The organism is Comamonas composti DSM 21721 (assembly GCF_000429845.1).
In the GTDB taxonomy this organism is placed as follows: Bacteria; Pseudomonadota; Gammaproteobacteria; order Burkholderiales; family Burkholderiaceae_C; genus Comamonas; species Comamonas composti.
Window position 1 is genome coordinate 35,798 of the sequence record NZ_KE386973.1, and the last position, 25,278, is coordinate 61,075.

General features: G+C 65.8%; 23 protein-coding genes. 18 read left to right on the top strand and 5 right to left on the bottom strand.

Annotated features, from left to right (window positions below; all coding sequences use genetic code 11):
* The first annotated feature begins 14 nt into the window (after positions 1-14).
* From mraZ to G486_RS0119965, 18 genes are all read left to right on the top strand, one after another.
* On the top strand, positions 15-443 hold the full coding sequence (gene mraZ / locus G486_RS0119880) for a division/cell wall cluster transcriptional repressor MraZ (RefSeq protein WP_027017110.1): 429 nt from the start codon (positions 15-17) through the stop codon (positions 441-443).
* A gap of 15 nt (positions 444-458) precedes the next feature.
* A complete protein-coding gene (gene rsmH / locus G486_RS0119885) occupies positions 459-1,388 on the top strand; it encodes a 16S rRNA (cytosine(1402)-N(4))-methyltransferase RsmH (protein WP_027017111.1) in 930 nt (309 codons plus the stop codon).
* 40 nt (positions 1,389-1,428) lie between these two features.
* Positions 1,429-1,713 (top strand): cell division protein FtsL, encoded by a 285-nt coding sequence (gene ftsL / locus G486_RS0119890; RefSeq protein WP_027017112.1) that lies wholly within the window; start codon positions 1,429-1,431, stop codon positions 1,711-1,713.
* On the top strand, positions 1,710-3,458 hold the full coding sequence (locus G486_RS0119895; RefSeq protein WP_027017113.1) for a peptidoglycan D,D-transpeptidase FtsI family protein: 1,749 nt from the start codon (positions 1,710-1,712) through the stop codon (positions 3,456-3,458). The genes ftsL and G486_RS0119895 overlap by 4 nt, the downstream gene beginning before the upstream one ends.
* An 11-nt stretch (positions 3,459-3,469) precedes the next feature.
* Entirely contained in the window at positions 3,470-4,987 is a 1,518-nt protein-coding gene (locus G486_RS0119900) for a UDP-N-acetylmuramoyl-L-alanyl-D-glutamate--2,6-diaminopimelate ligase (RefSeq protein WP_027017114.1), read from the top strand.
* Positions 4,984-6,402, top strand: coding sequence for a UDP-N-acetylmuramoyl-tripeptide--D-alanyl-D-alanine ligase (locus G486_RS0119905; protein ID WP_027017115.1), 1,419 nt, complete (start codon positions 4,984-4,986; stop codon positions 6,400-6,402). Before G486_RS0119900 ends, G486_RS0119905 begins: the two co-directional genes overlap by 4 nt.
* A complete protein-coding gene (mraY, locus tag G486_RS0119910) occupies positions 6,393-7,571 on the top strand; it encodes a phospho-N-acetylmuramoyl-pentapeptide-transferase (protein WP_027017116.1) in 1,179 nt (392 codons plus the stop codon). The genes G486_RS0119905 and mraY overlap by 10 nt, the downstream gene beginning before the upstream one ends.
* 211 nt (positions 7,572-7,782) lie before the next feature.
* Entirely contained in the window at positions 7,783-9,549 is a 1,767-nt protein-coding gene (murD, locus tag G486_RS0119915) for a UDP-N-acetylmuramoyl-L-alanine--D-glutamate ligase (RefSeq protein WP_407059812.1), read from the top strand.
* Positions 9,546-10,811: a putative lipid II flippase FtsW gene (ftsW, locus tag G486_RS0119920; RefSeq protein WP_027017118.1), complete on the top strand. Its 1,266-nt coding sequence runs from the start codon at positions 9,546-9,548 to the stop codon at positions 10,809-10,811. Before murD ends, ftsW begins: the two co-directional genes overlap by 4 nt.
* Entirely contained in the window at positions 10,808-11,899 is a 1,092-nt protein-coding gene (gene murG / locus G486_RS0119925; protein WP_027017119.1) for an undecaprenyldiphospho-muramoylpentapeptide beta-N-acetylglucosaminyltransferase, read from the top strand. The genes ftsW and murG overlap by 4 nt, the downstream gene beginning before the upstream one ends.
* A complete protein-coding gene (murC, locus tag G486_RS0119930) occupies positions 11,896-13,329 on the top strand; it encodes a UDP-N-acetylmuramate--L-alanine ligase (protein WP_027017120.1) in 1,434 nt (477 codons plus the stop codon). Before murG ends, murC begins: the two co-directional genes overlap by 4 nt.
* Complete coding sequence (locus tag G486_RS0119935) at positions 13,326-14,297, top strand: D-alanine--D-alanine ligase (protein ID WP_027017121.1); 972 nt, start codon at positions 13,326-13,328, stop codon at positions 14,295-14,297. The genes murC and G486_RS0119935 overlap by 4 nt, the downstream gene beginning before the upstream one ends.
* The gene (locus tag G486_RS0119940; protein ID WP_027017122.1) at positions 14,294-15,115 is read left to right on the top strand and encodes a cell division protein FtsQ/DivIB; all 822 of its coding nucleotides are present in this window, start codon (positions 14,294-14,296) and stop codon (positions 15,113-15,115) included. Before G486_RS0119935 ends, G486_RS0119940 begins: the two co-directional genes overlap by 4 nt.
* A gap of 72 nt (positions 15,116-15,187) precedes the next feature.
* Positions 15,188-16,417: a cell division protein FtsA gene (ftsA, locus tag G486_RS0119945; protein ID WP_027017123.1), complete on the top strand. Its 1,230-nt coding sequence runs from the start codon at positions 15,188-15,190 to the stop codon at positions 16,415-16,417.
* A 123-nt stretch (positions 16,418-16,540) separates the two neighbouring features.
* Positions 16,541-17,770, top strand: a complete 1,230-nt coding sequence (gene ftsZ, locus G486_RS0119950) for a cell division protein FtsZ (protein WP_027017124.1) — start codon at positions 16,541-16,543, stop codon at positions 17,768-17,770.
* Between the two features lie 105 nt (positions 17,771-17,875).
* Positions 17,876-18,799 (top strand): UDP-3-O-acyl-N-acetylglucosamine deacetylase, encoded by a 924-nt coding sequence (gene lpxC / locus G486_RS0119955; protein WP_027017125.1) that lies wholly within the window; start codon positions 17,876-17,878, stop codon positions 18,797-18,799.
* A gap of 15 nt (positions 18,800-18,814) precedes the next feature.
* Positions 18,815-18,991, top strand: a complete 177-nt coding sequence (locus tag G486_RS24375) for a hypothetical protein (protein ID WP_169728630.1) — start codon at positions 18,815-18,817, stop codon at positions 18,989-18,991.
* A gap of 260 nt (positions 18,992-19,251) precedes the next feature.
* On the top strand, positions 19,252-19,632 hold the full coding sequence (locus G486_RS0119965; protein WP_027017126.1) for an RcnB family protein: 381 nt from the start codon (positions 19,252-19,254) through the stop codon (positions 19,630-19,632).
* Positions 19,633-19,886: 254 nt separating this feature from the next.
* Here the strand turns inward: G486_RS0119965 and ruvC are convergent, their stop codons facing one another.
* From ruvC to G486_RS0119990, 5 genes are all read right to left on the bottom strand, one after another.
* Positions 19,887-20,435 (bottom strand): crossover junction endodeoxyribonuclease RuvC, encoded by a 549-nt coding sequence (gene ruvC / locus G486_RS0119970; RefSeq protein WP_027017127.1) that lies wholly within the window; start codon positions 20,433-20,435, stop codon positions 19,887-19,889.
* 92 nt (positions 20,436-20,527) lie between these two features.
* The gene (mtgA, locus tag G486_RS0119975; RefSeq protein WP_027017128.1) at positions 20,528-21,244 is read right to left on the bottom strand and encodes a monofunctional biosynthetic peptidoglycan transglycosylase; all 717 of its coding nucleotides are present in this window, start codon (positions 21,242-21,244) and stop codon (positions 20,528-20,530) included.
* Between the two features lie 115 nt (positions 21,245-21,359).
* Positions 21,360-22,220 (bottom strand): shikimate dehydrogenase, encoded by an 861-nt coding sequence (gene aroE, locus G486_RS0119980; protein WP_027017129.1) that lies wholly within the window; start codon positions 22,218-22,220, stop codon positions 21,360-21,362.
* A gap of 26 nt (positions 22,221-22,246) precedes the next feature.
* Positions 22,247-23,107: an energy transducer TonB gene (locus G486_RS0119985; protein WP_027017130.1), complete on the bottom strand. Its 861-nt coding sequence runs from the start codon at positions 23,105-23,107 to the stop codon at positions 22,247-22,249.
* A 13-nt stretch (positions 23,108-23,120) separates the two neighbouring features.
* On the bottom strand, positions 23,121-25,193 hold the full coding sequence (locus tag G486_RS0119990; protein ID WP_027017131.1) for a ribonuclease catalytic domain-containing protein: 2,073 nt from the start codon (positions 25,191-25,193) through the stop codon (positions 23,121-23,123).
* Positions 25,194-25,278: the final 85 nt, after the last annotated feature.

The following is a 25,278-nucleotide window of genomic DNA, read 5'->3' on the forward strand; positions in this document are numbered from 1 at the left end:
CTGGGTGGCAAAGCGTGTTTCAAGGGGCGTCATCGCTGAATCTCGATGGAAAGGGGCGGTTATCGGTACCGACCCGGCATCGTGACGCCCTGCTCGCCATGGCCCAGGGCCAGGTCACGCTGACCAAGCACCCTCATGGCTGCCTGATGCTGTTTCCTCGCACGGAATGGCTGCAGTTTCGCGAGCGGATTGCCCAACTGCCCATGTCGGCGCAGTGGTGGAAGCGCATCTTTCTCGGCAACGCCATGGATGTGGACATGGATGCCACCGGCCGTGTACTGGTGTCTCCCGAGCTGCGCGGGGCCGTGGGCCTGACGAAGGAGGTTGTGCTTTTAGGCATGGGCAACCACTTCGAGCTCTGGGACAAGGCCACCTATGAGGCGCAGGAGGCTCAGGCCATGCAGGAGGAAATGCCCGAGGCTTTCCAGGATTTTGCTTTCTAAGAATGGGGTTTGCTCTTGAATCAGCCGCTGCAACATATCACCGTTTTGCTGGACGAGGCCGTGGACGCGCTGCTCGATGGCGCGCCAGCGCCCATCGCCGGGCGCTGGGTGGATGCGACCTTTGGTCGTGGCGGGCATTCGCGGCGCATCCTTGAGCGACTCGGTCCACAGGCTGAGTTGTTGGCCTTTGACAAGGACCCGGACGCCATCCAAGAAGCCACGCGCATCACCGATGCGCGTTTTTCGATACGACACCAGGGCTTTCGCCATCTGGACGAGCTGGCGGACGGCAGCGTGCAGGGCGTGCTCATGGACCTGGGCGTGAGTTCGCCCCAGATAGACAACCCCGAGAGGGGCTTTAGTTTTCGCTTCGAAGGCCCTTTGGACATGCGCATGGACACCACGCGCGGGCAAAGCGTGGCGGATTGGCTGGAACAGGCAGAAGTCCAGCAGATTGCGGAGGTGATACGTGACTACGGCGAAGAACGGTTTGCTGGCCCCATTGCAAAGGCGATTGTTGCGAGGCGCGAGAGCCAGGGGCCGCTTCGCAACACCGCCGAGCTGGCCCAGCTCGTGGCTGGTGCTGTCAAAACCCGAGAAGCTGGGCAGAATCCGGCGACCCGGACATTCCAGGCTCTTCGGATTTTCATCAATGCCGAGCTGGAAGAGCTCGAACAGGCTCTAGAAGCCAGCCTGCGCGTGCTCGCCCCGGGCGGCCGCCTGGTGGTCATCAGCTTTCATTCGCTGGAAGACCGCATCGTCAAGCAATTCATTGCCAGGCACTCCAAGGAGGTCTACGACCGTCGTGCTCCGTTTGCGGCACCCACGCCCATGCGGCTCAAGGCCCTGGCGCGCGTCAAGCCCGGCGAGGCCGAGGTGCAGGCCAATCCGCGCGCGCGCTCGGCCGTGATGCGCGTGGCCCAGCGTACCGAGGTGGCCGTATGACCCAGGGCTGCGGTCCGGCATCGAACGAGGAGCAGGGCCCATGCTGCGCCTGAACCTCGTCTTGCTGCTGGCCGTCATGGCGAGTGCGCTGTTTCTCGTGCATAACCAGTACGAGTCGCGCCGCCTGTTCACCGAGCTCGACAGAGCCGTGGCCGAGTCGCGCCGGCTAGCGACCGAGCAGCAGCGTCTGCAGGTGGAAAAGCGCGCCCAGGCCACGCCCCAGCGCATCGAGGTGCTCGCGCGCGAGCGTCTGCAGATGAAGACCGCGACACCGGCCATCACCCAGTACGTGAGCGACAACGCAAGCACGGGGGGGGCGCCATGACGCGCAGCGTGCTCTACACCTCCAGTCCCTTGCTGGCATCCAAGACGCCCTTGTGGCGCAGCAAGATGATCGTGGCCATGCTGGCTCTGGGCTTTGTGGGCCTGGGCGCGCGCGCGGCCTATGTGCAGGTGTTCGGCAATGACTTCTTTCAGCGCCAGGGCCAGGTGCGCTTTGCGCGTACGCTGGAGCTGCCGGCCAACCGCGGGCGTCTGCTGGACCGCAATGGCCTGATCCTGGCCTCCAGCGTGCCTGCCGCGAGCATCTGGGCCATTCCCGAGGACGTGGATCAGGAGGATCCCGAGGTCAAGCCCAAGCTCAAGCAGCTCGCGGCCCTTGCGGAAATGCCCCTGCCTGCGCTCATGGCCAAGCTGGCCGACGAGGACAAGACCTTCGTCTGGATCAAGCGCCAGCTCGACTGGGATGTGGGCCAGCAGATCCAGGCCTTGAACATCAAGGGCATTTATCAGCGCAAGGAATACAAGCGCCAGTACCCCGAGGGCGAGTCGGCGGCCCACATCGTGGGCTTCACGAATGTCGAGGACCATGGCCAGGAAGGCATGGAGCTGGCTTTCGACCAGGAGCTGGCGGGCAGGCCCGGCTCGCGCCGCGTGATCAAGGACCGCCTGGGCCGTGTGGTCGAGGGCGTGGGCGACGAAGTGCCGCCCCAGGACGGGCGCGACATCCAGCTCTCCGTGGACAGCAAGGTCCAGTACTTCGCCTACCAAAAGCTCAAGGATCAGGTGCTGGCCCACAAGGCCAAGGCCGGCAGCGTGGTCATCATGGATGCGCATACCGGAGAGCTGCTGGCCCTGGCCAACTACCCGAGCTACGTGCCCGACAAGCGCAAGCACCTCACGGGCGAGCAGCTGCGCAACCGCGCGATTACCGACACCTTCGAGCCGGGCTCGACCATCAAGCCGATCACCGTGGGGCTGGCCCTGGAGTCGGGCAAGTTCAAGCCGGAGACGCCCATAGACACCACGCCGGGCCGCTTCACCGTCACGGGCTCGACGATTTCCGACACCCACAACTGGGGCCTGCTGACCGTGGCCGGCGTGATCCAGAAATCCAGCAACGTGGGCACGACCAAGATTGCGCTGCAGATGCCGGCCCAGAGCATGTGGGAGACGTTCTCCGCCGTGGGCTTTGGCCAGAAGCCGCAGATCGCCTTTCCCGGGGCGGCCAGCGGGCGCCTGCGGCCCTACAAGACCTGGAAGCCCATTGAGCAGGCCACCATGTCCTATGGCTACGGCCTGTCGGCCAGTCTGCTGCAGATGACGCGCAGCTATACAGTCTTTGCCAACGAAGGCCGGGTCATCCCCGCGACCATGCTCAAGATCAACGAGCCTCCCGTGGGCGTGCCTGTGTTCTCGCCGCGCACGGCCAACGAGGTGCGCAAGATGCTGGCCATGGCCACTGCCCCTGGCGGCACCGGGCAGCGAGCCCAGACCATGGGCTATTCCGTGGGCGGCAAGTCGGGCACGGCCCGCAAACAGCAGGGCAAGGGCTATGCAGCCGGCAAATACCGCGCCTGGTTCACGGGCATGGCGCCCATAGAGAACCCGCGCATCATCGTTGCCGTCATGGTGGACGAGCCCAGCGCCGGCACGATCTACGGCGGCACCGTGGCCGCCCCCGTGTTCAGCGAGGTCGTGCAGCAAACCCTGCGCCTCATGGGCGTGCAGCCCGACAAGGAGGTCAAGCCCCTGATCGTGGCCAATCCCGTGGAGGAGTCTGCGTTATGAGTCCGTCTTCCATGAACACCGCACATGCCCCGCGCCTGCTGGCTTCGGCTGCCGAGGCCCAGCAATGGCTGAGAGTGCAGCTGGCCTCAGGGGCCACGCTGCAGACCGACAGCCGCAAGATCCGCCCCGGCGATGCCTTCATCGCCTGGCCCGGCGCAGCCACGGACGGCCGCGCCCATGTGGCCTCGGCGCTTGAGCGCGGCGCGGCCGCCTGCCTGGTCGAGGCCGAAGGTGTCGAGGCCTTTGGTTTTGGGGGCGAGCAGATCGCAGCCCTGGCCGACCTCAAGGCGGCCACGGGCCAGATTGCCGATCTGTGGTTTGACCATCCCAGCGCCGTGATCGACGTACTGGCCGTGACCGGCACCAACGGCAAGACCAGCACAGCCTGGTGGCTCGCCCATGCGCTATCGAATGTGAAGCTGCAGGCGCGCACCGGCTGTGCGCTGGTGGGCACTTTAGGTGTTGGTGTGCCGCCGGACCTGGTGTCCACAGGCATGACCACGCCCGACCCTGTGCTGCTGCAGCGCGTTTTCCGCGAATACGCGGATGCCGGTCTGGCAGCCTGTGCGATCGAAGCTTCGTCCATAGGCCTGGCCGAGCACAGGCTGGACGGCACGCGCATGCGCGTGGCCTTGTTCACCAACTTCACCCAGGACCACCTGGACTATCACGGCAGCATGGATGCCTACTGGCAGGCCAAGGTCGCGCTGTTCGACTGGCCCGGCCTGCAGGCGGCGGTGATCAATGTGGACGATGCCCATGGCGCACGCCTGTGGGCACGCCTGCGCTCCAGGGACATCGATGTCTGGAGCGTGTCCCTGCAAGGCCCGGCCAGGCTGCAGGCCAAGGACATCCGTCTGGGTGCGCAAGGCCTGGACTTTACCGTGGTCGAAGCCGGGCACAGCCTGCGCATGAGCACCCGGCTCGTGGGCCAGTACAACGTCTCCAACCTGCTGGGCGTGCTCGCGGCCTTGCGCAGCCTGGGTCTGAGCCTGGACCAGGCCGTGGCGGCCTGCGCCGAGCTCGAACCCGTGCCCGGACGCATGCAGCAGATCGTGCAGCCGGGCCAGCCTCTGGTGGCCGTGGACTATGCGCACACGCCGGATGCGCTGATCCAGGCCTTGCGCGCATTGCGCCCGGCTGCGCAGCAGCGCCAAGGGCGGCTGTGGTGCGTGTTCGGCTGCGGTGGTGACCGGGACAGCAGCAAGCGGCCGCTCATGGGGCAGGCCGCACAAGACAATGCCGACTGCGTGCTCGTCACCAGCGACAACCCGCGCAGCGAAGTGCCCGAGAGCATCATCGACCAGATCCTGGTCGGCATGCACAAAGGCGTTGACTTGCATGTCCAGGCCGATCGCGCGGCGGCCATTGCCCAGTCTATTGCACGTGCCGATGCGCGCGATGTGGTGCTGATCGCCGGCAAGGGGCATGAGGACTATCAGGAGACTGCGGGCCAGCGCCATGCGTTCTCCGACATGGCCGAAGCGCACAAGGCGCTGGCGGCCCGCGAAGGAAAGAAGCGGTCATGATGACCTTGGAAAAAGCGCTGGAGCTGATCCAGGCGCATATCCCCGAAGCCCGGCTCGTGGGAGACCCGGGCCTGGTGCTGGCACGCGTGCACACCGATACGCGCACGCTGCAGGTCGGGGACTTGTTTGTAGCCCTGAAGGGCGAACGCTTCGATGCGAACGACTTCCTGTCCCAGGCCAAGGCCGCAGGGGCGGTGGCTGCCGTGGCCCATGGCGGCCTGCAGGTCGCAGGCCTGTCGGGCATAGAAGTGCCCGATAGTCTCAAGGCGTTGGGCGCTCTAGCCCAATCCTGGCGAGCGCAGTTTGCTCTTCCTTTGATAGCTGTCACGGGCAGCAACGGCAAGACCACGGTCACGCAGATGATTGCAGCCATACTGCGCGCCCATGTGGGCGAGGCGCAGGTCCTGGCCACGCGCGGCAATTTCAACAATTCCATAGGCATGCCGCTGAATCTGCTGCGCATGACGGGCGCCCACCGCCTGGCCGTGCTGGAGATGGGCATGAACCACCCGGGCGAGATCGCCGAACTGGCGGCCATAGGCCGGCCCACGGTGGCCCTGGTCAACAATGCCCAGCGCGAGCACCAGGAGTTCATGCACACGGTAGAGGCCGTGGCGCGCGAGAACGGCTCGGTGCTCTCCTTCCTGCCCGCCGATGGCGTGGCCGTGTTTCCTGCCGGCGACACCTATACCGCGCTGTGGGCCGGGCTGGCCGGCAGCCGGGCCTGTCTGCTGTTCGGTGCGGCCGAGGCCGGTGCCCAGGTGCACGCGGGCGAAGCCGTCTGGAGCGCTGGAGCCTGGAGCTTCGATCTGCACACGCCCCGGGGCAGCGCCACCGTGCGCCTGCATGTGGCCGGTCGGCACAACGTGCTCAACGCGCTGGCCGCTGCCGCCTGTGCCGAGGCGGCAGGCGTTCCTCTGGCCGCGATTGCCCGGGGCCTGACGGACTTCGAGCCGGTTGCGGGCCGCTCGCGTGCCTTGAGCGTGGCTGTCCGGGGCCGCAGCCTGAGCGTGGTCGATGACTGCTACAACGCCAACCCCGACTCCGTGGCTGCAGCCATTGCAGTGCTCGCCGAGATGCCGGCGCCGCGTCTGCTGGTGCTCGGCGACATGGGCGAGGTCGGCGACCAGGGCCCGCGCTTTCATGCCGAGGCCGGAGCCTTGGCGCGCGCTCAGGGCATAGAGCATGTGCTGGCCCTGGGCGAGCAAAGCATGCATGCGGTCTCGGCCTTTGGCGCCGGGGCAGCGCATTTCGAGGATATGCCCGGCCTGCTCAAGGCCGTTGGCGAATTGGTGCCCGCTGTGGGTTCGGTCTTGGTCAAGGGTTCGCGGTTCATGAAGATGGAGCAGGTGGTGCAGGCGCTAGATGCGTGCGGTGACGGTGAGGCAAGAGCGAAGGAGAGCACATGCTGCTGATGCTCAGCCAGTGGCTGCAAGGTCTGTCGCCCGAATTCGGCTTTTTGCGCGTCTTTCAGTATTTGACGCTGCGCGCCGTGCTGGCCGCACTCACGGCCCTGGTCATAGGCCTGGTGGCCGGCCCGCGCGTGATCCGCATGCTGACTGCGCTCAAGATCGGCCAGCCCGTGCGCGGCTATGGCATGGAGACCCACCTCGTCAAAAGCGGAACGCCCACCATGGGTGGGGTGCTGATCCTGCTGTCGATTGCCATCTCCACGCTGCTGTGGTTCGACCTCTCGAACCGCTTTGTCTGGATCGTGCTGCTGGTCACCCTGGGCTTTGGCGCCATAGGCTGGGTGGACGACTGGCGCAAGGTGGTCAACAAGGACCCCGAGGGCATGCGCTCCAGCGAGAAATACTTCTGGCAGTCGGTCATCGGCCTGCTGGCCGCGCTGTATCTGGTGTTCTGCATCTCCGAGAACACCAACGCCCAGGTCTTCGAGCTGTTCGTGACCTGGGTGCAGTCGGGCTTTTCGCTGGACCTGCCGCCCAAGGCCGGCCTGCTCGTGCCCTTCTTCAAGGAAGTCAGCTACCCGCTGGGCGTGCTGGGCTTTGTGATCCTCACCTATCTGGTCATCGTGGGGGCGAGCAATGCGGTCAACCTCACCGACGGTCTGGACGGCCTGGCCATCATGCCCGTGATCATGGTGGGCTCGGCCCTGGGCATTTTTGCCTATGTGACCGGCAATGCGGGGTTTGCCAAATACCTGCTGTTCCCGCACATCCCGGGGACGGGCGAGCTGTTGATCTTCTGCGCGGCCATGACCGGCGCGGGCCTGGCCTTTCTGTGGTTCAACGCCCATCCGGCCCAGGTCTTCATGGGCGACGTGGGGGCACTGGCCCTGGGCGCAGCCCTGGGCACGATTGCCGTCATCGTGCGCCAGGAGATCGTGCTGGCCATCATGGGCGGCATCTTCGTGGTCGAGGCCTTGTCCGTGATGCTGCAGGTCACCTACTTCAAGTACACCAAGAAACGCTATGGCGAAGGCCGGCGTCTGCTGAAGATGGCGCCCCTGCACCACCACTTCGAGAAGATCGGCTGGAAGGAAACGCAGGTCGTGATCCGCTTCTGGATCATCACCATGCTGCTGTGCCTGCTGGGCCTGTCCACGCTGAAGCTGAGGTGAGACCATGAACACCGAAGACTTCAAGATCCACCCGCCGGCCGCTGAGCAGCAGCCTGCAGAGCCCGGGGCCCAGGCCTTGGAGGGGCTGGTGTCTTCGTTGCCGCAATATCAGGGAAACATGCCTGTAGCCCTTGATGGAAAAGCGCTGCAAGCTATTGAAAAAGAAGCATCCAGGCCTGCGCCCGGGGAGGACGAGCCTGCCCCCGAAGCCATGCCTGAGCCCCTGCCTGAAGAGGCCCAGGAGCCAGAGCCGGCGCCGGCAGCCATGCCTGCCGAGCCCATTCCCGATGTGTCCACGCTGACTGCGGCCAAGGATGCGGCCGAGTTCGTGGCGCGCATCTTCACCGACCCCAGCCTGTCCGACGGTGCAGATGCCGAAGTCGCGCCCGTGGCCGAGATACAGGCGCAGCAGACCCAGCAAGCCCTGCCGCCCGTGGGCGCAGGCTGGCCCGGTGAACAACCCCAGCATCTGAGGGGCCAGAGCGTACTGGTTCTGGGCCTGGGCGCTTCGGGTCTGGCGATGGCGCGCTGGTGTCGGCGCTGCGGCGCTGAAGTCGTGGTGGCCGATACGCGCGAGGCCCCGCCCCAGTTGCAGCAGCTCATGCAGGAACTGCCCGGGGTGCGCTTTGTGGCGGGCGAGTTCACGCCCGCCCTGGTTGACGGCCAGGGGCTGAATCTGGTCTACCGCTCGCCGGGGCTGAGCCCGGCCAGCATCGCGCCCGTGGCCGATGCGGCGCGCGCCCTGGGCCTGCCCGTGGGCGGCGAGCTCGATCTGTTCGCCATGGCGCTCAAGACCCTGGCCTCGGCCCATGGCTACCAGCCCTCGGTGCTGGCCATCACGGGCACCAACGGCAAGACCACGGTGACCTCGCTCACGGGCCAGTTGCTGGCCCATGCAGGCATGGACGTGGCCGTTGCGGGCAATATCGGCCCGACCCTGATGGACACGCTGACCCGGCATATAGACGCCCAGACCCTGCCCCGGGCCTGGGTGCTGGAGCTGTCGAGCTTTCAGCTCGATGGCGCCAGCCTGTTCGAGCCGACGGCGGCTGCGGTGCTCAACATCAGCCAGGACCATCTGGACTGGCATGGAAATCCCAAGGCTTACGCCCAGGCCAAAGCCTGCATCTTCGGGGCCAGCGGCATCATGGTGCTCAACCGCGAAGATCCCGAGGTCATGCACATGCTGCCTGCGCCCGTGGTGCCGCCGGGCAAGCGCCAGAAACCCCAGCAGCGAGCCCACATCACCTTTGGCGCGGACATGCCACGGCGGCCCGGCGACTTCGGCCTGGAAACCGTGAACGGCATGACCTGGCTGGTGCGCGCCCATGAGGCGGACGAGACCAGCAAGGGCAAGCATGCCGACGATCTGCACATCCAGCGCCTCATGCCCGCCGATGCGCTGCGCATACGCGGCAGGCACAACGCCATGAATGCCTTGGCTGCCCTGGCCCTGGCCAGCGCTGCAGGGGCCGCACTCGCGCCCCTGCTCTATGGCCTGCGCGAATACCGGGGCGAGCCGCACCGCGTGCAGGCCCTGGGCCGCGTGGCCGGGGTTGAGTACTTTGACGACAGCAAGGGCACGAACGTGGGCGCCACGGCGGCTGCGCTGGTGGGCCTGGGCGCCGAGCACCGCATCGTGGTGATTCTGGGCGGTGACGGCAAGGGGCAGGACTTCTCGCCCCTGGCCGCGCCCGTGGCCCGCCATGCGCGCGCCGTGATCCTCATAGGCCGTGATGCGGGAGAAATCCGCGCGGCCCTGAACGGCTGCGGCGTTGTGCTGATCGATGCCGGCGACATGGAGGATGCGGTGCAAAAGGCCGCGGCGCGTGCACACGAGGGCGATGCCGTGCTGCTGTCGCCAGCCTGTGCGAGCCTGGACATGTTCCGCAATTACGAACATCGTGCCCAGGTCTTTGTCGAGGCTGTGCGCATGCTTGCGCATGACGCAGGCCATGAGCTGGAGGGCGGCGCATGACAGCCACCACCAGCCGGCTCAGTCGCCTGCGCTCCTGGTTCGGCGGCTCCCAGGACAAGCCCATCGACGTGCTGCCCGTGCGTGTGGGCGGACCCCAGTACCACCGGCCCACGCCCACGCCTGCAAGCGTGCTGGGCCTGGACATGGCCCTGGTCTGGGTGGTCATAGGCCTGCTGGCCTTCAGCCTGGTCATGGTGTATTCGGCCTCGATTGCCATGCCCGACAATCCGCGCTTCGGCAAGATCGCGCCCACGCACTTTCTGGGCCGCCATACCCTGTCCATAGGCCTGGCCTTTGTTGCGGCCGTGCTGGCATTCCAGATACCCATGGTGGTCTGGGAAAAGCTGGCGCGCAAACTGTTTCTGCTCTCCCTGCTGTTGCTGGTGCTGGTGCTCGTACCCCACGTGGGCACCGTGGTCAACGGTGCGCGGCGCTGGCTGCCGCTGGGGGTGATGAATTTCCAGCCTTCGGAGCTCGCCAAGTTCGCGGTGCTCATCTACGCGGCGGACTACATGGTGCGCAAGATGGAGGTCAAGGAGCGCTTTTTCCGCGCCGTGCTGCCCATGGGCGCTGCCGTGGTGCTGGTCGGCGTGCTGCTGCTGGCCGAGCCCGACATGGGCGCCTTCATGGTCATCGTCGTGATCTCCATGGGGATTTTGTTCCTGGGCGGCGTCAATGCGCGCATGTTCTTTCTGATCGCGGCCCTCGTGGTGCTGGCCTTTGTGATCATGATCGGGTTTTCCGAATGGCGGCGCGAGCGCATCTTTGCCTATCTCAATCCCTGGGACGAGAAGCACGCGCTGGGCAAGGGCTACCAGTTGTCGCATGCGCTGATCGCCATAGGCCGGGGCGAGATCTTCGGCGTGGGGCTGGGGCGCAGCGTGGAGAAGCTGCACTGGCTGCCCGAGGCCCATACCGACTTTCTGCTGGCCGTGATCGGCGAGGAGTTCGGCCTCCTGGGCGTGCTGGCCATTGCCTTCACTTTCCTGTGGCTCACGCGCCGGATCATGCTGATCGGCCGCCAGGCGATTGCACTGGACCGCGTGTTCTCGGGCCTGGTCGCCGAGGGCGTGGCCATCTGGATGGGCTTTCAGGCCTTCATCAACATGGGCGTGAATCTGGGGGCCTTGCCAACCAAAGGGCTGACTTTGCCGTTGATGAGTTTTGGCGGATCGGCGATCTTGATGAACCTGGTCGCGATCGCCGTGGTGCTGAGAGTGGATTACGAGAACAAATTACTGATGAAGGGAGGTCATGCATGACGCTGCCCATCCCGCAAAAAAATGCGCGCCAGCGCCGGGCCCTGATCATGGCCGGCGGAACCGGCGGCCATATCTTCCCCGGCCTGGCCGTGGCCCAGGAGCTGCGTGCGCGCGGCTGGATTGTGCACTGGCTGGGCGCGCCGGCGAGCATGGAGGCGCGCCTGGTGCCGCCCCAGGGCTTTGTGCTGGAGACCATCGACTTTTCCGGCGTGCGCGGCAAGGGCATCAAGACCCTGGCCCTGCTGCCGCTGCGCCTGCTCAAGGCCTTCTGGCAGGCCATGGCCGTGGTGCGCCGCGTGCGCCCCGATGTGGTCGTGGGCCTGGGAGGCTACATCAGCTTTCCGGGCGGCATGATGGCGTCGCTGGCCGGCAAGCCCCTGGTGCTGCACGAGCAGAACTCCGTGGCCGGCATGGCCAACAAGCTGCTCGCCAAGCTCGCGGACCAGGTGTTCACGGCCTTTCCGGATGTCTTGGCCAAGGGCCGCTGGGTCGGCAATCCGTTGCGCAAGCCCTTTGTGGAGCAGGCCGAACCGGCTGTGCGCTTTGCGGGCCGCAGCGGGCCGTTGAGGCTGCTCGTCGTGGGGGGCAGCCTCGGGGCCAGGGCGCTCAACGAGACCGTGCCCCAGGCCCTGGCCTTGATCCCCGAGGAGCAGCGGCCTCAGGTACTGCACCAAAGCGGGGAGGCGCAGATCGAGGCCTTGCGTGCCAACTATGCGGCCGCGGGCGTGGCCGCCGAGCTCACGCCCTTCATCGATGACACGGCGCGCGCCTTTGCCGAGGCGGATCTCATCGTCTGCCGTGCAGGCGCGAGCACCGTGACCGAGATCGCGGCCGTGGGTGCTGCGGCCATTTATGTGCCGTTTCCCGCAGCCGTGGACGATCACCAGACGGCGAATGCCCGCTTCCTGGTCGACGCAGGGGCCGGATGGCTGCTGCCACAAAGCCAGATGACAGCACAAGGTCTGGCTGAAATGCTACAAAATATAGAGCGCTCCACGCTTTTGGAGCGCGCCGAGAACGCCAAGAAAATGCAGAAAATCCATGCCACCCAAGAGGTGGTTGCCGCCTGTGAGGAGCTGGCCGCATGAAGCACGCCATCCATCACATTCATTTCGTCGGAATCGGCGGCTCCGGCATGAGCGGCATCGCCGAGGTGCTGCACAACCTGGGCTACCAGATTTCGGGCTCGGATCTGGCCGACAGCGCCACCTTGCGCCGGCTCGCAGGCCTGGGCATTGCAACCCACATAGGGCATGAGGCTGCGCACATCGCGGGAGCCGATGCCGTCGTGACCTCGACGGCAGTCCAGGCCGATAACCCCGAGGTCGTGGCCGCGCGCGCGCGCAAGATTCCCGTGGTGCCGCGCGCGCTGATGCTGGCCGAGCTCATGCGCTTCAAGCAGGGCATTGCGATCGCGGGCGCCCATGGCAAGACCACCACCACCAGCCTGGTGACCAGCGTGCTGGCCGAGGCAGGGCTGGATCCGACCTTCGTGATCGGCGGGCGCCTCAACAGCGCGGGCGCGAATGCCAAGCTGGGTCTGGGCGACTACATCGTGGTCGAGGCCGACGAGTCCGACGCCTCGTTTTTGAACCTGCTGCCCATCATGGCCGTGGTCACGAATATCGATGCCGACCATATGGAGACCTACGGTCACGACTTCGGCCGGCTGAAGACGGCCTTTGTCGACTTCCTGCACCGCATGCCCTTCTACGGCCGAGCCATTCTTTGCGTGGACAGCCCGGGTGTGCGCGAAATCCTGCCCCAGGTCGCGCGCCCGGTCACGACCTACGGCTTCTCGGAAGATGCCCAGATACGCGCTCTCGATGTGCGCGCCGAGGCCGGCAATATGCGCTTCACGCTGCGCCGCCAGAACGGCCAGCCCTATCCGGATGTGGAGGTGGTGCTGGGCCTGCCCGGCGAGCACAACGTGCTCAATGCCTTGTCTGCCGTGGCGGTGGCCATGGAGCTGGAAATCTCTGATGCAGCCTTGCTGCGGGCCCTGGAAAGTTTCAAGGGCGTAGGCCGGCGCTTCCAGCGCTATGGCGAGTTGCCGTCTGCGGACGGCGGACGCTTTACCGTGATCGACGACTACGGACACCACCCCGTGGAGATGGCGGCCACGCTGGCGGCCGCGCGCGGTGCGTTTCCCGGTCGCCGCCTGGTGCTGGCCTTTCAGCCCCACCGCTACAGCCGCACGCGCGACTGCTTCGAGGATTTCGTCAAGGTCATCGGTTCGGCCGATGCCGTGCTGCTCACCGAGGTCTATGCGGCCGGCGAGGCGCCCGTGGTCGCGGCCGACGGCCGCTCGCTGGCACGCGCCTTGCGTGTGGCTGGCCGTGTGGAGCCGGTGTTCGTGGAAAACGTGGCTGAACTGCCCGAGGCGCTGGCCGCCCATGCGCGCGATGGCGATGTGCTGCTGTGCATGGGCGCGGGATCGATTGGCGCAGTTCCCTCCAGGCTGGTGGAACTGCTGCAAAAACAGGAGCTCAATGTCCAGGAAGGAATGACGCTGTGAACGGTTTTGCAAGCAATATCGATGCAAAGGCTCTGGGCAAGGTGGCCGTGCTCATGGGCGGGCGCTCGGCCGAGCGCGAAGTCTCGCTGATGTCGGGCCAGGGCGTGCTCGAGGCCTTGCTGTCGCGCGGTGTCGATGCCCATGCCTTTGATCCGGCCGAGCGCCATCTGGATGAGCTGCTCAAAGAAGGCTTTGCGCGCTGCTTCATCGCCCTGCATGGCCGCTATGGCGAGGACGGGACGGTGCAGGGCGCGCTGGAGTTGCTGGGCATTCCCTATACGGGCCCGGGCGTGATGGCGTCCAGCATTGCCGTGGACAAGATCATGACCAAACGCATCTGGCGCTTCGAAGGCCTGCCCACGCCCGATTGGCGTCTGGTCTCGAATGCTGAGCAAACGCGCACTGCCTTCGAGGCCCTGGGGGCGCCGATGATCGTCAAGCCCGCGCGCGAAGGATCGAGCATCGGCATGGCCAAGGTCATGAGCGCCGAGGAGTGCGAGGCCGCCTATGCGCTGGCCTCCAAATACGACCCCGAGGTGCTGTGCGAGCAGTTCATCGCCGGTGACGAGACCACCTGCGCGGTACTCGGCGAGGGTGTGTCGGCCAGGGCCTTGCCCGTGATCCGCATCGTCGCGCCCGAAGGCAATTACGACTACCAGAACAAGTACTTCACCGATACGACCCAATACCACTGCCCCTGCGGCCTGCCCGAGGGCGAGGAAGCCGAGATCCAGCGGCTGGTGGAGCGCGCCTTCCGCACCCTGGGCTGCCGGGGCTGGTCGCGCGCCGACATCATGATTCGCGCCAGCGACCGCAAGCCTTTCCTGCTGGAAATCAATACCTCTCCGGGCATGACCAGCCATTCTCTGGTGCCCATGTCGGCGCGCGCTGCAGGCATCAGCTATGAAGCGCTGTGCCTGGGCCTGGTGGCCGGCGCGAGCCTGGACGGGGTGAGGAAAAGCCAATGAGCTATTCGCTGCCCGCGCCCTTCGACGTCAAGCTCATGAACGTGACCGCCTCGGTGCTGTTCATGGGCGTTGCCGCGTTGGCGCTGGCTGCCGTGAGCTGGTGGGCGCTGCGCCATCCGGCATTCAACATCGGGCGCATCGTGGTCGAGGGGGAGCTGGTGCACAACAACGCGGTCACGCTGCGTGCGAATGTGGCGCCGGTGCTCATGGGCAACTTCTTCACCGTGAATCTCAAGGCCGCAAAACAGGCTTTCGAGCAGGTGCCCTGGGTGCGCGAGGCGCAGGTGCGCCGCGACTACCCGAACAGCCTGCGCGTCATCCTGCGCGAGCACGTGGCCGAGGCCTTCTGGGGGCCGGATACCGGGGGCGGGTTGATCAACAGCTTTGGCGAGGTCTTCGAGGCCAATCTGGGCGAGCTCGACCGCGAAGGCCTGCCGCGCCTGCAGGGACCGGACGGCACGGCTGCGCAGATGCTGCAGATGTACCGGCTGCTGGATGCGGCGCTGGAGCCTCTGGGCGTGGATATCGACGAGCTCAAGCTCAATGCGCGCGGCAGCTGGCAGCTGCAGCTGGACAACGAGGCCAGCCTGGAGTTGGGCGGCGGCAGCATGGAGGACGTGCTGCAGCGCGTGCAGCGCTTTGTGCGCACCCTGCCGCAGATCACGGCCCAGTACCAGCGCAAGGCCGATGCGCTGGAGTCGGCCGATCTGCGCTACGAGGATGGCTATGCGCTCAAGCTGCGCGGCGTGACCACGGGGGTGGCAGCCCCGGCCAGGGCCGTGGTGCGGCCTGCGGCTGCGGCCCGCAGCCGGCGCTGAAGGCAGGAGCACAGAACATGAACAACGGGCGGCAATGCAGGCAGACAGAAATTACCGAGGGCGGATGCTGATATGGCAAGAGAGTACAAAGATGTGATCGTCGGGCTGGACGTTGGAACGGCCAAGGTGATGGCCGTGGTGGCCGAGGTCATGAGCAATGGCGAACTCAAGCTCGCAGGCCTGGGCGTGGCGCCCAGCAACGGGCTCAAGCGCGGCGTGGTCGTGAACATCGATGCCACGGTGCAAAGCATCCAGCAGGCCTTGAAGGAGGCCGAGCTCATGGCCGACTGCAAGATCCAGCGTGTCTGTACGGGGATTACGGGCAGCCATATCCGCGGACTCAACTCCAGCGGCATGGTGGCCATCAAGGACAAGGAAGTCTCGGCCACCGATGTGGCGCGCGTGATGGAGACGGCCAAGGCCATCAACATCTCCTCGGATCAGCGCCTGCTGCTGGTCGAGCCCCAGGAGTTCGTGATCGATGGCCAGGAGGTGCGCGAGCCCATCGGCATGAGCGGCATCCGCCTGGAGGCCAAGATCCACATCGTCACGGGCGCCCAGAGCGCGGCCGAGAACATCATCAAGTGCGTGCGTCGCTGCGGCCTCGAGGTCGAGCAATTGCTGCTCAACCCGCTGGCATCGAGCCAGGCCGTGCTCACCGATGACGAGCGCGAGCTCGGCGTGGCCGTGGTCGACATCGGCGCCGGTGCCACCGATGTGGCCATCTTCACGGGGGGCGCGATTCGGCACACGGCCGTGATTCCGATCGCGGGCGATCTGATCACCAGCGACATCGCCATGGCGCTGCGCACGCCGACCAAGGATGCCGAGGACATCAAGGTCGAGAGCGGCTATGCCAAGCAGTTGCTGGCCGATCCCGATGCCCAGGTCGAAGTGCCGGGCCTGGGCGACCGCAGCCCGCGCATGATCAGCAAGCAGGCCCTGGCGGGCGTGATCGAGCCGCGAGTGGAAGAGATCTTTTCGCTGGTGCAGCAGGTGGTGCGCGAGTCCGGCTACGAGGAAGTGCTGTCCTCGGGCATCGTGCTCACCGGCGGCAGCGCCGTCATGCCGGGCATGGTCGAGCTGGGCGAGGACATCTTCCTCAAGCCCGTGCGCCGCGGCATACCCAAGTATTCGAGCGCCTTGGCCGACATGGTGGCCCAGCCCCGGGCTGCAACCGTCATGGGTCTGCTCGAGGAAGCCCGCCTGGCGCGCCTGCGCGGCTTCAAGGTGGCACAAAAGAGCGGCTCCATGAAGACCGCCTTTGGCCGTTTCAAAGACTTCATCGTGGGGAACTTCTGATATGTGGCTTGTACGACTGCGCATCACTGGCCCACCCTGCGAGCGACGAAGACCGGGCCAGAAATCAATCCTCCCCACCATTCAAGGTGAGCACGTTAAGAGTAGAGCAATAGGAGAGTCAAAATGACCATCGACATGATTGAAGTTGAAGAGTTCAACCAGGGCACGCAGATCAAGGTGATCGGTGTGGGCGGTGGTGGTGGCAATGCCGTCGAGCACATGATTGCGCGCAATGTCCAGGGCGTGGAGTTCGTCTGCGCCAATACCGATGCCCAGGCGTTGCTGCGTTCCAGCGCGCATCGCACGATCCAGCTCGGTGGCAGCGGTCTGGGCGCGGGCAGCAAGCCCGACAAGGGCCGCGAGGCCGCCGAGATCGCCGAGGAGGATATCCGCGCAGCCATCCAGGGCTCGCACATGCTGTTCATCACGGCCGGCATGGGCGGCGGCACGGGCACGGGCGCAGCGCCCGTGATCGCGCGCGTGGCCAAGGAGATGGGCATTCTCACCGTGGGCGTGGTCACCAAGCCCTTCGAATGGGAAGGCGGACGCCGCATGCAGAACGCCGATTCGGGCCTGGCCGAGCTTGAGGCGAATGTCGACTCGCTGATCGTCGTGCTCAACGAGAAGCTGCTCGATGTGCTGGGTGACGACATCTCCCAGGACGAGGCCTTTGCCCATGCCAACGACGTGCTCAAGAACGCCGTGGGCGGCATTGCCGAGATCATCAACGAGTACGGCCATGTGAACGTCGACTTCGAGGACGTGCGCACCGTCATGGGCGAGCCCGGCAAGGCCATGATGGGCACGGCCAAGGCCGCAGGCCCCGACCGCGCGCGCATCGCCGCCGAGCAGGCCGTGGCCTGCCCGCTGCTCGAAGGCATCGATCTGTCGGGCGCCAAGGGCGTGCTGGTGCTGGTCACAGCGGCCAAGGGCAGCCTCAAGCTGTCCGAGTCGCGCCTGGCCATGAGCACCATCAACGCCTATGCCTCGCCCGATGCCCATGTGATCTACGGTGCCGCCTACGACGACACCCTGGGCGACGAAATCCGTGTGACCGTGGTTGCCACGGGCCTGTCGCGTCCCAACGTGCGCCGTCAGAACATGCAGGTGGTGCAGGGCGGTCTGCGCACGGGTACCGACAACATGAGCTACCAGATGCCCGCAGCCTCCATGGGCGCCGCAGGCAACCTGGCCGCTGGTGCAGCCGGTGGCACCGACTATGGCAACAACATGGCCGTGCCCAGCGTCTGGCGCACCAACCGCAGCCAGGCAGCAGCCCGTGTGGATGCGCTGGCCTCGGGCGGGATGGACGATCTGGAAATCCCGGCCTTTCTGCGCAAGCAGGCCGACTAAGAAGCGACCTGGGTCAAGCCTGACCAGGTCCTGTTCATCGTCGTGATAGCGAAATCCGTGCCAGGGCCATGTCTCTTGCACGGCGCTCGCGTTTAAAATTGACAAATGCTTGCGCAAAGAACCCTCAAGACCATCACCCGTGCCGTAGGCGTGGGCTTGCACAGCGGCCAGCGTGTGGAGCTGACCCTGAGGCCTGCCCAGCCCGATACCGGCATCGTGTTTCGCCGTGTGGACCTGCCCGAGCCTGTGGACATACCGGTCTGCGCCGAGGCCGTGACCGATACGCGCATGGCCTCCACCATCGGTACGGGTGGCGCCAAGGTGCATACCGTGGAGCATCTGATGTCGGCGATTGCGGGTCTGGGCCTGGACAATCTCTATATCGACATCACGGCCGAGGAAGTGCCGATTCTTGACGGCTCCTCGGCCTCGTTCGTGTTCCTGCTGCAAAGCGCAGGCATAGAGCTGCAGAAGGTGCCCAAGCGCTTCATCCGTGTGCTCAAGCCCGTGGAGGTGCGCGAGGGCGAAGGGCACAACCTCAAGTGGGCGCGCTTCGATCCCTATCACGGCTTCAAGCTGCGCTTTGAGATCGACTTTGCCCATCCGGCCGTGGACTCCACGGGCCAGTGCGTGGAGTTCGACATGGGCGAGGGCAATTACACACGCGACATTGCGCGTGCGCGCACCTTCGGCTTCACCAAGGATGTGGAGATGCTGCGCAACAACGGCCTGGCGCTGGGCGGAGGTCTGGACAACGCCATCGTCATGGACGACTACAAGGTGCTCAACAGCGATGGACTGCGCTATGACGACGAGTTCGCCAAGCACAAGATCCTGGATGCGATCGGCGACCTGTACCTGATCGGCAAGCCGCTGCTTGCGGCCTACAGCGCCTTTCGCTCGGGCCATGCCATGAACAACCAGCTGTTGCGTGCGCTTGAAGCCCGGCCCGATGCCTGGGAGCTCGTGAGCTTTGACAGCGAGCGTCAGGCCCCCAAGGGCTTTGCCCAGCCCGTGCGGGCCTGGTAGGCGGGGAGGCCGCAGATGCTGCTGTTTCGCTGGCTGGCCAGTCTGCTGCTGCTGGCTTCGGCCGTCTCCATGGTGCTCTACCTGGCCACGGGCAAGGTCCAGTACAGGCGCTGGGCCTTCATCATCTTCAAGTGGACGGTGGTCGCGGGCCTGGCATTTTTTGCCGTGCTGTTCTTCAGCCACCTGGTCTGAGCGCCTGAACGCCCCCAGCCGCTGAGCAGTGCTGCAGCAACTGCGGCTCGCAGCGGCTTCAGGCGTGTGTTTCCAGGCGGGGACATGCTGCCGGCAGGCTGCAAATTGCTGCACTCTCTTGCGTTTGTAAAGCTCGCCCAAGGCACAGGAAAAAGGCGTGCAAAGCTGTGTTTTTTCGCGCCATACGCTGCTTGCTGCGTCGATCATGGGCGCATGTCGGGCCGCAATGGAGCGGCCTGCACAAACGCAAGGAGCTTTGTATGACACGTTGGAACACAGGTATGGTGAGCGCCCTGATGGCCTTGAGCATGGGCCTGGGGTCGGTGGCCCAGGCACAGCCGGGCCATGACATGGAGCCTGCGGGCCAGGCCAGAAAGCACGGCCGCCAGCATGACGAACGCCGCGATCACGGGCGCGCCGAGCGCCATGAACATCGCGGCGCCGGCCCTGAGCACCGCTGGGTGCGCGGCTCGCGCGTTCCGCCCCAGTACCGCACCCCGCACTATGTGATCAATGACTGGCGCGGACACCATCTGTCGGCCCCGCCGCGCGGCTATCACTGGATTCAAAGCGGCGGCGACTATCTGCTGGTGGCGATTGCCACGGGCGTCATCGCCTCCATGGTGCTGAGCGCTTATTGACGCCCGCAGGCTATCCGTCGGCTCATTGTTCAGAGACGCCAATACAGAGCTTCATGCGTTGTTGTCGGCCCTTGCCGTACGAAAGTACTGTCTGCGGGCCGGCGCCTAGCCTGCAGAGCCGTCTTGGCGCAGTGGGGTAGGTCCAAGCGCTTTACTTGCTTCAGAGGCTCGCTCCAGCAGAAATTCACCCCTCGGCTTCTGTCGCTTCGTCAGATGCCTGAAAAACTGGCGCAGGCGCAACTGCTCAGGGGGGATTAATAAACCCTGCCAGCCTTGTAAATCGCATGCTGGCGGCGTTGCAGCTGCGTGGCCTGGCTCATTTTTTCCAGGGCCGCGCCGGCATGGGCGTGGGTGATGGCCAGGCCCAGGGCGTCGGCCGCATCCGTGCCCGGCAGGCCCGGCAGTTGCAGCAGGCGCCTGACCATTTCCTGGATCTGGCTCTTGGCCGCGCGGCCATGGCCGACCACGGCTTTCTTCATCTGCAGGGCCGTGTATTCGGCAACCGGCAGGCCTGCGTTGACCAGGGCCGTGAGCGCGGCCCCGCGCGCCTGGCCCAGCAGCAGCGTGGACTGGGGGTTGACGTTGACGAAGACGATTTCCACGGCCGATTGCTCGGGCTGGTAGCGGTCGGCGACTTCGGAGATGCCGTCGAACAGCAGCTTGAGGCGGCCGGGCAGATCGCCCAGGGCCAGGCTGGTCGTGCGTATGGTGCCGCTGGCCACATAGGACATGCGGTGGCCGTCCACGTCCAGCACGCCAAAGCCCGTGGTCTGCAGGCCGGGATCGATTCCAAGAATGCGCATGCCGTGACTGTAGCCGCTCCCCGGGCATGAAATCCGCCTGCAGGCACGAAAATCTGCGGCAGCGCTTTGCTCGAGGAGGCGAGAGCGGCGGCTCAGGGGAGCGAGGCCTCTTTCATTCTGCCCATGACCACGCGCGTGCGCTGCAGCAGATAGGCGGAGTTGGGCAGCTTCTCGAAGCGCTTGGGCTGGGGCAGCATCACGGCCAGGCGCGCGGCCTCGGCGGCCGTGAGCTGGGCGGCGCTTTTGCGAAAGTAATGCCGGGCTGCAGCTTCGGCGCCGAACACGCCTTCGCCCCATTCCACGCTGTTGAGGTAGATCTCCAGAATGCGCTGCTTGGAGAGAAACAGCTCCAGCGCCTGGGTCAGTACCAGCTCCTGGCCTTTGCGCAGCAGGCTGCGCTCGCCCGACAGCAGCAGGTTCTTGGCCAGTTGCTGGGTGATGGTGGAGCCGCCATAGATCTTGGGCGGGCGGCTGCTGGAGGATTTTTCGGCCCTGGCCTGGGCACGCTGGTTGCGCTCCCAGGCGCTTTCCACGGCCTGCCACTGCACGCCGCCGTGCTCGCTGAAGCCATCGTCCTCGGAGGCCACGACGGCGCGCTTGAGCGTTTCTGCGATATGGCCGTAGTCCACCCATTGCTGGCGCCAGCGCAGGCCTTGTGCACTGTTTGCCAGGCGCCAGGCTTCGGAGCGCTGAAAGGCCGTGGACTCGGGATCGACCCCGGCCATGAGCGCAATGCGCAGCACGAAGAACAGCTGCAGCAGCACAAACGCGCAGACCACGAGCAGACCAAGGCGGAGCAGGGCTTTCATCTGAGGGTATCTTTAAAAAGTGAGCTGCTAGCGCCTGTCTCTAAACGATTTCAAGGTGATTCAATGCTGAAAGTGCCTATAGGCAAGCGCTAGCAGCTCTTCTTTTTGCTGGGCGCTAGGCCGCATCCCCATGCATTTGGGCGCGCAGCTCCTCAAGCACCTGGGCCGAGGGCGGGCGCTGGCCGCGCCACAGGGCAAAGGCTTCGGCCGCCTGCTCGACAAGCATGCCCAGGCCGTCACGCGCCTGGGCTCCATGGTCGGCAGCCCATTGCAGAAAGCCCTGGGCTGCCGGCCCGTACATCATGTCGTAGGCCAGGCTGGTCGCATGCAGCACGCTGGCGGGCACGGGAGGCGGGTCGCCGGCGAGGCTGCTGGCCGAGGCGTTGATCACGATATCAAAGGGCGATGGCAGCGCCTGCAGCTCCAGGGCCTGCAGGCTCACCTGGTGCTGCGCGGCCCAGTGCGCATGGCGCTCCACCAGCGCGCGCGCACGCTCGAAGCTGCGGTTGACCACGATGATGTGCGCAGGCCGCCGCGCGATCAGCGCACCCAGCGCGCCGGCTGCGGCGCCGCCGGCGCCTATGAGCAGCAGCTTGCGGCCGGCCAGCTCCAGGCCTGCATTGCGCTCTATGTCGGCCACCAGGCCCAGGCCGTCGGTGTTGTCGGCGTGAATGCCTTGCGGGCTGAAGACCAGGGTGTTGGCCGCGCCGGCAAGCAGCACGCGCTCGCTGGCGTGGGTGGCGATTTGCGCGGCCTCATGCTTGAAGGGCACGGTGACGTTGCAGCCGCGCCCGCCGGCAGCGGCGAAGTCCTGCACGGCCTGGGGGAAGCCGTCCAGGGCGACGAGCTGGCGCTCATAACCCATGCTTTGCGAGGTGAGCTCGGCAAAGCGTGCATGTATCCAGGGCGAGCGGCTGTGCTCCACGGGATGGCCCATGACGCAGTAGCGGTCTTTTTTTTCGGGGAAGGCAGTCATGCAGGGAGCGGCTGAGTGGTAAACGGTTATTGCACGCTGGTTTCCAGCGTCTGGTCGCGCGTGAACTTGAAGCGCGAGACCACGGCGATCTGGTCGGCCTTGGCGCGCATGGCCGGACCGAAGTGGCCGAACGGCCCCGCAGCCTGGGCGATCGCCTGGGCGCGCGTGTCCAGGACGCGGTTGCCCGAGCCTTGCACGACTTCGGTGGAGAGCACGCGGCCGTCGTGGTTGACGGTCATGATCATCACCAGCTCGCCATAGAGCTTCTTGCCCGCATGCTCGGGAAAGCTTTGTGTGCCTTTCTCCTCGATCTTGTGGCGCAGCGCATCGTAATAGGTGGCATAGACGGCTTCGCGCGTGGCCGGGCTGATGTAGCGCTTCTTGGGGCGCGCGTTTTCCTCGTTGATGCGCTTTTCGATCTCGGCCAGCAGCTTGACCAGTTGCTGGCGGCGTTCCTGCTCGGCCTTATTTTGCTGCGGCTGGGCGGCTTCGCGCGGGTCCATGGGGGGCAGGGCCGAGACCTGGTCGCGCAACTGGGTCAGCAGCATGGTCTGCTGGGCCTGCATGGCGTCGATCTGGCGCTGTCTTTCCTCGAAGTCCTCGCCCACGGCCGTGAGCGCCGAGTAGGGCAGGGGGCTGCTGGCCCGGCCCTTGCTGGCTTCGCCGCCGCCGGCCAGCGCGGCCTGGGCAATGGCCTGGGCCTTGTCCGGTGCCTCGTTGGAGCGGGCGTTGACGAGGATCACTTCCAGGGGCGTGTCCTCGAAGATGCGGTCGAAGCGCTCGGGTGCGACAAAGCGCACGGTGAGCAGACCGGCGTGGACGGTGACGGACAGGAGCAGCGCGATCTGCAGCGTGCTCAGCTGGCGAAGGGCGTTGGGCAGTCTCACGGCGCGGTGGGGCTCAGTCCTTGGGGGTATCGGCCGCAGGTGGCTCGGCCTCGTTCATGTCCACGGCAATGGCCAGAGGGCCGGCCACGGCCTGGTCGTCGTCTTCTTCCGAGACCGGGGCATCGTCGCTGCGGTCCTCGGGGTCGTCAAGGCGCGCGACCAGCGCGCCCGTGACATCGAGGGAGATCTCGTCGATTTCCCCAAGGCGCACGCGCACGCGCGCACCGCGCGGCATGTTCTGCGCGCCCAGCACGGGCAGCACCAGCGGCAGGTTGTCGGCGCGCACGAGAAAGCCGCCGTCCATGCTGTCCTTGATGACGGCGGCGTCGATCTCGGTGATGTTGTTCTGCTGCAGGTACTTGAGTGTCCAGAAGCGCTCCATGCCGGCCTGGTAGCCGTTGTAGGCACTGTAGGCGCCGTCAAAGCTGCTGATGATGCCGAACAGCTCCGCATCCTTGGGCTTGAACGGCGCGGCCAGGGCGGCCGTCTGGCCGTGGCGCGCGCAGGCGATGATCTGCCACTGGTTGACCAGGTCCACATAGCGGCGCAGCGGCGAGGTCGCCCAGGCATAGCTCTTGACGCCTATGCCCGCATGCGGCAGGGCCTTGGTGGACATGCGCACCTTGATGCCGGGTGCGAGGCTGGCCTGGCTGCGGTAGATGCCGGGCACGCCCAGGTCGGACAGCCAGTTGCCCCAGGTGCTGTTGGCCACGATCGCGGCCTCGGCCACGATCAGGTCCAGCGGAGCACCGCGCTTGCGTGTGGAGATCTCCACGCGTTCGCTGCCATCGGGCTCGTTGCCGTCGTTGCCGACCAGGCGGAAGCTGTAGTCGGGGCGGCTGAAGTTCTCGGGCTTGCCGCGCACTTCCTCGCGCCGGCCCTTGAGATGCCGAGCCCAGCGCTGCAAGAACATGAGCTCTGCGCGCTTGCCCAGCAAGGCCTCGGGGGTGTTTTCAACGCTGATGGACGGGTCGGCCAGCCAATCCTCGGTGACGATGTGATCGAGCTTGTCGTGGCGGAAGTTGTGCTGCACGGGCACGCGCTCCAGCAGGGTCTGGCTGGAGGTGGTCTCCAGCGATGCCTCGTCCACGGTCACATACAGCGAGACGGCGGGGTTGGCGCGGCCTTCGTCCAGCGTGTAGATCTGTACCACCTCGTCGGGCAGCATGGTGATCTTGTAGCCCGGCATGTAGACCGTGGACAGGCGTGTGCGGCCCAGCTTGTCCAGGTCGCCGCCGGGCGTGATCGCCAGGCCCGGTGCGGCAATGTGGATGCCCACGGTGACCGTGCCCGTGCCCAGGCCGCGCACCGACAGCGCATCGTCGATCTCGGTGGTGGCCGAGTCGTCGATGGAGAAGGCCTGGACGTCGGCCAGAGGCAGGTCGGCCGGTGGCTGGGGCGCGGTCAAGGGCGGGAACTGCGTGCCCTTGGGGAAGTTGTCGAACAGAAAGCGCTTCCAGTGGAACTGGTAGGCGGAATCGATGGCGCCCGCGCGGTGCAGCAGCTCCAGCGGTGCGGTCTTGCTTGCGCGGCTGGCCTCGACCACGGCCTTGTATTCGGGGGCGTTCTTGTCCGGCCGAAAGAGAATCTTGTAGAGCTGCTCGCGGATCGCGGCCGGGCACTGGCCGGCCTGCAGCTCCTGGCCCCAGGCCTCGATCTGGGCCTGGATCTGCTTTTTCTTCTCTATCGCGGCCAGGGCCTGCTGCAGGATTTCGGCGGGCGCCTTCTTGAAGCGGCCCTTGCCTGCGCGGCGAAAGTAGTGAGGCGCCTCGTAGAGCGCAAACAGCGCGCCGGCCTGCTGGGGCAGGCTTGCGTTGTCGGAGAAATAATCGCGTGCGAGATCGACAAAGCCGAACTCTTCCTCGGGCGCGAACTCCCAGGCCAGGTCGAGATCGATCTCGGCTGCCAGCGCCTGGCCCTGGGCGATCAGCTCGGCCGGAGCCGGCTTGTCGAACTTGAGCAGGATATTCGCGGCCTTGACCTTGACGCGCTTGCCCGAGTCCAGCTCGACCTGGGCAGAGGTGTCGGCTTCGGAGAGGATGCGGCCGGCCAGAAATTTGCCGGCTTCTTCAAACAATGCATGCATAGCCGCGTATTCTCCCATGCGTCGCCTGTCCTGCAGCGCGCGATTGACGGGAGGCGGTCAAGACAGCGTCAGGCCGACAAGGCGC

Excerpts from the sequence above, each read along its gene's own strand:
- ftsA (WP_027017123.1), top strand. The coding sequence starts at position 15,188 with ATGGCAAGAGAGTACAAAGATGTGATCGTCGGGCTGGACGTTGGAACG.
- ruvC (WP_027017127.1), bottom strand. The coding sequence starts at position 20,435 with ATGCGCATTCTTGGAATCGATCCCGGCCTGCAGACCACGGGCTTTGGC.
- murG (WP_027017119.1), top strand. The coding sequence starts at position 10,808 with ATGACGCTGCCCATCCCGCAAAAAAATGCGCGCCAGCGCCGGGCCCTG.
- G486_RS24375 (WP_169728630.1), top strand. The coding sequence starts at position 18,815 with ATGCTGCTGTTTCGCTGGCTGGCCAGTCTGCTGCTGCTGGCTTCGGCC.
- mraY (WP_027017116.1), top strand. The coding sequence starts at position 6,393 with ATGCTGCTGATGCTCAGCCAGTGGCTGCAAGGTCTGTCGCCCGAATTC.
- G486_RS0119895 (WP_027017113.1), top strand. The coding sequence starts at position 1,710 with ATGACGCGCAGCGTGCTCTACACCTCCAGTCCCTTGCTGGCATCCAAG.
- lpxC (WP_027017125.1), top strand. The coding sequence starts at position 17,876 with ATGCTTGCGCAAAGAACCCTCAAGACCATCACCCGTGCCGTAGGCGTG.
- G486_RS0119965 (WP_027017126.1), top strand. The coding sequence starts at position 19,252 with ATGACACGTTGGAACACAGGTATGGTGAGCGCCCTGATGGCCTTGAGC.
- aroE (WP_027017129.1), bottom strand. The coding sequence starts at position 22,220 with ATGACTGCCTTCCCCGAAAAAAAAGACCGCTACTGCGTCATGGGCCAT.
- G486_RS0119905 (WP_027017115.1), top strand. The coding sequence starts at position 4,984 with ATGATGACCTTGGAAAAAGCGCTGGAGCTGATCCAGGCGCATATCCCC.
- G486_RS0119990 (WP_027017131.1), bottom strand. The coding sequence starts at position 25,193 with ATGCATGCATTGTTTGAAGAAGCCGGCAAATTTCTGGCCGGCCGCATC.
- murC (WP_027017120.1), top strand. The coding sequence starts at position 11,896 with ATGAAGCACGCCATCCATCACATTCATTTCGTCGGAATCGGCGGCTCC.
- ftsW (WP_027017118.1), top strand. The coding sequence starts at position 9,546 with ATGACAGCCACCACCAGCCGGCTCAGTCGCCTGCGCTCCTGGTTCGGC.
- G486_RS0119940 (WP_027017122.1), top strand. The coding sequence starts at position 14,294 with ATGAGCTATTCGCTGCCCGCGCCCTTCGACGTCAAGCTCATGAACGTG.
- murD (WP_407059812.1), top strand. The coding sequence starts at position 7,783 with ATGCCTGAGCCCCTGCCTGAAGAGGCCCAGGAGCCAGAGCCGGCGCCG.
- ftsZ (WP_027017124.1), top strand. The coding sequence starts at position 16,541 with ATGACCATCGACATGATTGAAGTTGAAGAGTTCAACCAGGGCACGCAG.
- mtgA (WP_027017128.1), bottom strand. The coding sequence starts at position 21,244 with ATGAAAGCCCTGCTCCGCCTTGGTCTGCTCGTGGTCTGCGCGTTTGTG.
- G486_RS0119900 (WP_027017114.1), top strand. The coding sequence starts at position 3,470 with ATGAACACCGCACATGCCCCGCGCCTGCTGGCTTCGGCTGCCGAGGCC.
- ftsL (WP_027017112.1), top strand. The coding sequence starts at position 1,429 with ATGCTGCGCCTGAACCTCGTCTTGCTGCTGGCCGTCATGGCGAGTGCG.